Source organism: Amycolatopsis sp. SID8362 (assembly GCF_010550475.1).
GTDB lineage: Bacteria > Actinomycetota > Actinomycetes > Mycobacteriales > Pseudonocardiaceae > Amycolatopsis > Amycolatopsis eburnea.
This window is the reverse complement of sequence record NZ_JAAGNB010000541.1, coordinates 1-4,255: the sequence shown is the minus strand read 5'-3', so window position 1 is coordinate 4,255 and position 4,255 is coordinate 1. Positions and strand designations below refer to the sequence as shown.

Sequence of the window (4,255 nt, the reverse complement as noted above, 5' to 3'; positions counted from 1 at the left end):
TGCGACCCAGGCGCGGGCGAACGCGGCCAGGACGTCGGCGGCGCCCGCGTCCGGGGGCGGGGTGGCCGGGCGCGGGGCGCGTTCGGCGAGGTCGGCCAGTACGGCGAAGTACAGGGCGCGTTTGCCGGGGAAGTTGGAGTAGACCGCGCCGCGGGTGAGCTCGGCGCGGTCGGCGATGACGTCGATCTTGGCTTCGCGGAAGCCGCGGCCGGCGAACTCGTCGCGGGCGGCGGCCAGCACCTTGGCGCGGTTGCGTTCCTGGGTTTCCGCCCTGCTGAGCCTGACCATCGTCCTCCTTGCCGCGGTGTCGGGGATCAAGATACCGTGACCACTGAGATGACATGAACATCTGATCTGAACATCTGGAGTGGTGGATGACCCCCGAAATCGATCTCACGGACCTCGCGGTCCTCACCGACCCGTTCTCCGCCTACGACCGCGCGAGGGAACAGGGTGCGGTGGCCAAGCTGGTCATCCCCGGGTTCGGCCCGTTCTGGGCGCTGACCCGCTACGCCGAGGCGCGCGCGATGCTGGCCGACCCGCGGTTCGAGGTCCGGTCCGAGAGCTTCATGCGCCCGCCGGGCATCCCCGAGCACTGCCTCGAGTACATGCGCACCATGGCCGAGCAGGACGGACCCGAGCACCTGCGGCTGCGGCGGCTGGTCGCCCCGGCCTTCACCCCGAAGCGCGCCGCGCAGCTGCGCCCGCGCCTGGCCGCCATCACCGAGCGGCTGCTCGACGCGCTGCCCGCGCACGCCGAAGACGGCGTCGTGGACCTGGTGGCGCACTTCGCGCGGCCGTTGCCGATGGACGTCATCTGCGAGCTGGCCGGCATCCCGGAAGCCGACCGCCCGCGCTGGCGCGAGTACGGTGCCGCGGTCGCGAGCGGAGTGGGCCCGGACTTCGCCGCGGCCATCCCGGCGATCATCGAGGGCGCCAAGGAAGCCGTCGCGCGCAGCCGGGCCGAGCCGGGTGACGACCTCATCGGCGACCTCGTCCGCGCCCAAGACGACGACCGGCTCACCGACACCGAGCTGGTCACCCTGGTCTGGCACCTGGTCCTGGCCGGGCAGACGCCGGTGAACCTCGTCGCCAACGCCGTCGAAGCGCTGCTGCGGCACCCGGACCAGCTGAAACTGCTGCGCGCGGACCCGCGGCTGTGGCCGGGCGCGGTCGACGAGCTGATGCGCTTCTGCAGCCCGCAGCTGCTGACCACGCCACGGTTCGCGCGCGAGGACGTCGAGGTCGACGGCGAGGTCATCCGCGCGGGCGAGCGGGTGACGGCGGCGATGGTGGCCGCCGACCGCGACCCGCGGGCGTTCGACGGCGCCGACCGCCTCGACGTCACCCGGAAGGGGCCGGCGCAGCTGGGGTTCTCGCACGGCCCGCACTTCTGCCTCGGCGCGTCGATCGCCCGGGTGGAGACCGAGGTGGCGCTGTCGCTGCTCTTCGACCGCTATCCGGACCTGGCGCTGGCCGGTGACGTGCCCCGGGCGCCCGACGGCGGGACCTGGCGGCCGGCGAAGCTACCGCTGACGCTCTGAGACGAGCACTTCGATGCCGTCCAGGATCCGGGCCAGGCCGAAGCGGAAGGTGTAGCCCGGGTTCTCGGCGGCGTTGTGGGCTTCGCCCGCGGCCGTGCCGACCCGGGCGGAGATCGGGTGGTGCGCCGAGCCGGCGGCCGGGATTTCGGCCAGCACCGGCGCGGCGCGCTCCCACCACTGCGCGTCGGTCAGGCCGCTGGCGCGGACCAGGCGGGCGTTGTCGACCGAGCTGCGCGCGGTGGTCCGGACGAGGCCGGTGATCAGGCCGACCACGGCGTCCATCTCGACGTCGTCGAGGCCGATGCCCTCGACCGCGCGCAGCTCGTTCTCGTACTTGGCGAAGCTGTGCGGGCCCAGCGCCGAGCGGCTGGTGGTGACCTGCAGCAGCCAGGGGTGCCGGTGGAACAGCGCCCACTGCGCTTCGGCGACGGCGGTCAGCGCCTCGCGCCAGCCGAGGCCCGGCTCGGAGGCCGGGAGCTCGCCGTGGACGTGGTCGACCATCAGGTCGATCAGCTCGGCGCGGCCGGGCACGTAGGTGTAGAGCGACATGGGGGAGACGCCGAGCAGCTCGGCGACGCGGCGGATGGTGACCGCCTCGAGGTCGTCGGCGTCGGCCAGCAGCACCGCCGCGCGGACGACGTCGACGGTGCGCAGCTTCGGCTTGGGGCCGCGGCGCGGGGCCGGCGAGACGCCCCAGAGCAGCTCGATCGCCCTGCGCGGGTCGCCTTCGCCGTTGTCCTCGGTGCTCACACCGGCCATTGTGCCCACCCGTTCTTCGTACTTTGTACGGAGTTGTGCTATAGTCGTTCTTCGTACAACGTACAGAGTAAAGGGGGGAGCATGACTGCGCAGATCCACGCCGAGGGGGTCCGCAAGCGGTACGGCGACGCGTACGCGCTCGACGGGTTCGACCTGTCCGTCCCGGCGGGCACCCTGTGCGGCCTGCTGGGGCCGAACGGCGCGGGGAAGACGACCGCGGTGCGCGTGCTGTCCACGCTGCTGCGGCACGACGAAGGCGTCGCGCGGGTGGCCGGCTTCGACGTCGCGACCGAACCGGCGAAGGTGCGGTCGATGATCGGGCTGGTCGGCCAGCAGGCGGCGGTCGACGAGATCCTGTCCGGGCGGCAGAACCTGGTGCTGTTCGGCCGGCTGCACCACCTTGGCCGGCGCGAGGCCACGCGGCGGGCCGACGACCTGCTGGAGCGGTTCGGCCTGGCCGAGACGGGGCCGAAGCCGGTGTCGGCCTACTCGGGCGGCATGCGGCGGCGCCTCGACCTGGCCGCTTCGCTGCTGGCGGCGCCGCGGGTGCTGTTCCTCGACGAGCCGACGACCGTGCTCCTCACGACGCAGTACCTGGAGGAAGCCGATCAGCTGGCCGATCGGATCTCACTGGTCGAACACGGCCGCGTCATCGCCGAAGGGACGCCGGCGGAGCTGAAGGGCTCGCTCGGTGCGACCCGGATCGACCTGGTGCTGACGGATCCGGAGGTGGTCGGCCCGGCGACGGCGTTGCTGGCCCGCGTCACCGGTGCCGAGCCGGTCGCCGAGGAGCTGCGGGTCAGCGCGCCGGCCGAGCCGTCGATGCTGGCCGACGTCGTGCGCGAGCTGGCGGCGACCGAGCTGCCGTTCGCCGACGTGGCGCTGCGGCACCCGACGCTGGACGAGGTGTTCTTGGAGCTGACGGGGGTGGCGCGATGAGGTGGGCACTGGAAGACGGGTGGACGCTGACCCAGCGCTACCTCGCTCAGCTGGCGCGGCGCCCGGCCCGGCTGGCGACCGTGGTGGCGTTCCCGATCCTGATGGTGCTGATCTTCGCCTACCTGCTCGGCGGCGGGATGAGCGTGCCCGGCGGCGGCTCCTACCGCGAGTTCCTGATGCCGGGGATGTTCGCCATGACCATGGCGTTCGGGCTGTCGGGGACGATGATCGCCGTGCTGGACGACGCGGCGAAGGGCGTCACCGACCGGTTCCGGTCGCTGCCGATGGCGCCGTCGGCGGTGCTGACCGGAAGGGTGGCCGCGGACCTGGCGAACGCGGTACTGGCGCTGGTGGTGCTGCTGGGCTGCGGGTTCGCCGTCGGCTGGCGCCCGCACGGATCGCTCGCCGAGACGATGGCCGCGGTCGGGCTGCTGCTCCTGCTGCGCACGGCACTGGTCTGGGCGGGGATCTACCTGGGGCTGCTGACGTCGGACCCGTCCATGGTGACGCTCGCGCAGACCCTGGAGTTCCCGTTCGGGTTCCTCTCCAGCGCGTTCGTGGCGACCGCGACGATGCCGGCGTGGCTGGGAACCGTGGCGGAGTGGAACCCGTTGTCCTCGACGGTGACCGCCGCGCGGGTGTTGTTCGGCAACCCCGGCGCGGCCGGGACGTCCTGGGTGAGCACGCACCCGGTGCTGATGGCCGTGGTCTGGCCGCTGGTACTGCTCGCGGTCTTCGTGCCGCTGTCCGTGCGCCGATACGGGAGGCTGGGGAACTGAACGTCGACTTCACACCGGGGGAACCACCGCGGGCGGGACGGCTCGTCGTGGACGGCCGTGAGCTGTCCGTAGTGGACGGGCTCACGGAACTGCTGCGCGAACCGGACGGATTCTGGGGAACGGCCGCAACGGCGGCGCTGCGGCTGGTCGCCGCCGGGCGGCTGCTGCCGGGGGTGACCGCGGCCGGGTACGACGCCTGGCGCGTGGGTCCGCTGGAACCGGCGGAAGCCGCGT

The 4,255-nt window shown here is 72.9% G+C and carries 6 protein-coding genes; 4 read left to right on the top strand and 2 right to left on the bottom strand.

Annotated features, from left to right (window positions below; genetic code table 11):
- Positions 1-288: TetR family transcriptional regulator (locus G3I65_RS17110; RefSeq protein ID WP_160697004.1), on the bottom strand; the 288-nt coding region annotated here is incomplete at its 3' end.
- Positions 289-374: 86 nt separating this feature from the next.
- On the opposite strand from G3I65_RS17110, the gene G3I65_RS17105 reads away from it, so the two are divergent.
- A complete protein-coding gene (locus G3I65_RS17105; RefSeq protein WP_160697003.1) occupies positions 375-1,544 on the top strand; it encodes a cytochrome P450 in 1,170 nt (389 codons plus the stop codon).
- Here the strand turns inward: G3I65_RS17105 and G3I65_RS17100 are convergent.
- A complete protein-coding gene (locus G3I65_RS17100; protein ID WP_160697002.1) occupies positions 1,527-2,303 on the bottom strand; it encodes a TetR/AcrR family transcriptional regulator in 777 nt (258 codons plus the stop codon). The genes G3I65_RS17105 and G3I65_RS17100 overlap by 18 nt on opposite strands.
- Before the next feature lie 81 nt (positions 2,304-2,384).
- Between G3I65_RS17100 and G3I65_RS17095 the strand changes: the two genes are divergently transcribed.
- From G3I65_RS17095 to G3I65_RS17085, 3 genes are all read left to right on the top strand, one after another.
- Positions 2,385-3,242, top strand: coding sequence for an ATP-binding cassette domain-containing protein (locus G3I65_RS17095; RefSeq protein ID WP_160697001.1), 858 nt, complete (start codon positions 2,385-2,387; stop codon positions 3,240-3,242).
- Positions 3,239-4,021, top strand: coding sequence for an ABC transporter permease (locus G3I65_RS17090; protein ID WP_160697000.1), 783 nt, complete (start codon positions 3,239-3,241; stop codon positions 4,019-4,021). Before G3I65_RS17095 ends, G3I65_RS17090 begins: the two co-directional genes overlap by 4 nt.
- Before the next feature lie 47 nt (positions 4,022-4,068).
- A partial coding sequence (locus G3I65_RS17085; RefSeq protein WP_203612407.1) for a hypothetical protein occupies positions 4,069-4,255 on the top strand: 187 nt, incomplete at its 3' end.

Coding starts and splice junctions, on each gene's coding strand:
- G3I65_RS17105 (WP_160697003.1), top strand. CDS start 375: ATGACCCCCGAAATCGATCTCACGGACCTCGCGGTCCTCACCGACCCG.
- G3I65_RS17100 (WP_160697002.1), bottom strand. CDS start 2,303: ATGGCCGGTGTGAGCACCGAGGACAACGGCGAAGGCGACCCGCGCAGG.
- G3I65_RS17095 (WP_160697001.1), top strand. CDS start 2,385: ATGACTGCGCAGATCCACGCCGAGGGGGTCCGCAAGCGGTACGGCGAC.
- G3I65_RS17090 (WP_160697000.1), top strand. CDS start 3,239: ATGAGGTGGGCACTGGAAGACGGGTGGACGCTGACCCAGCGCTACCTC.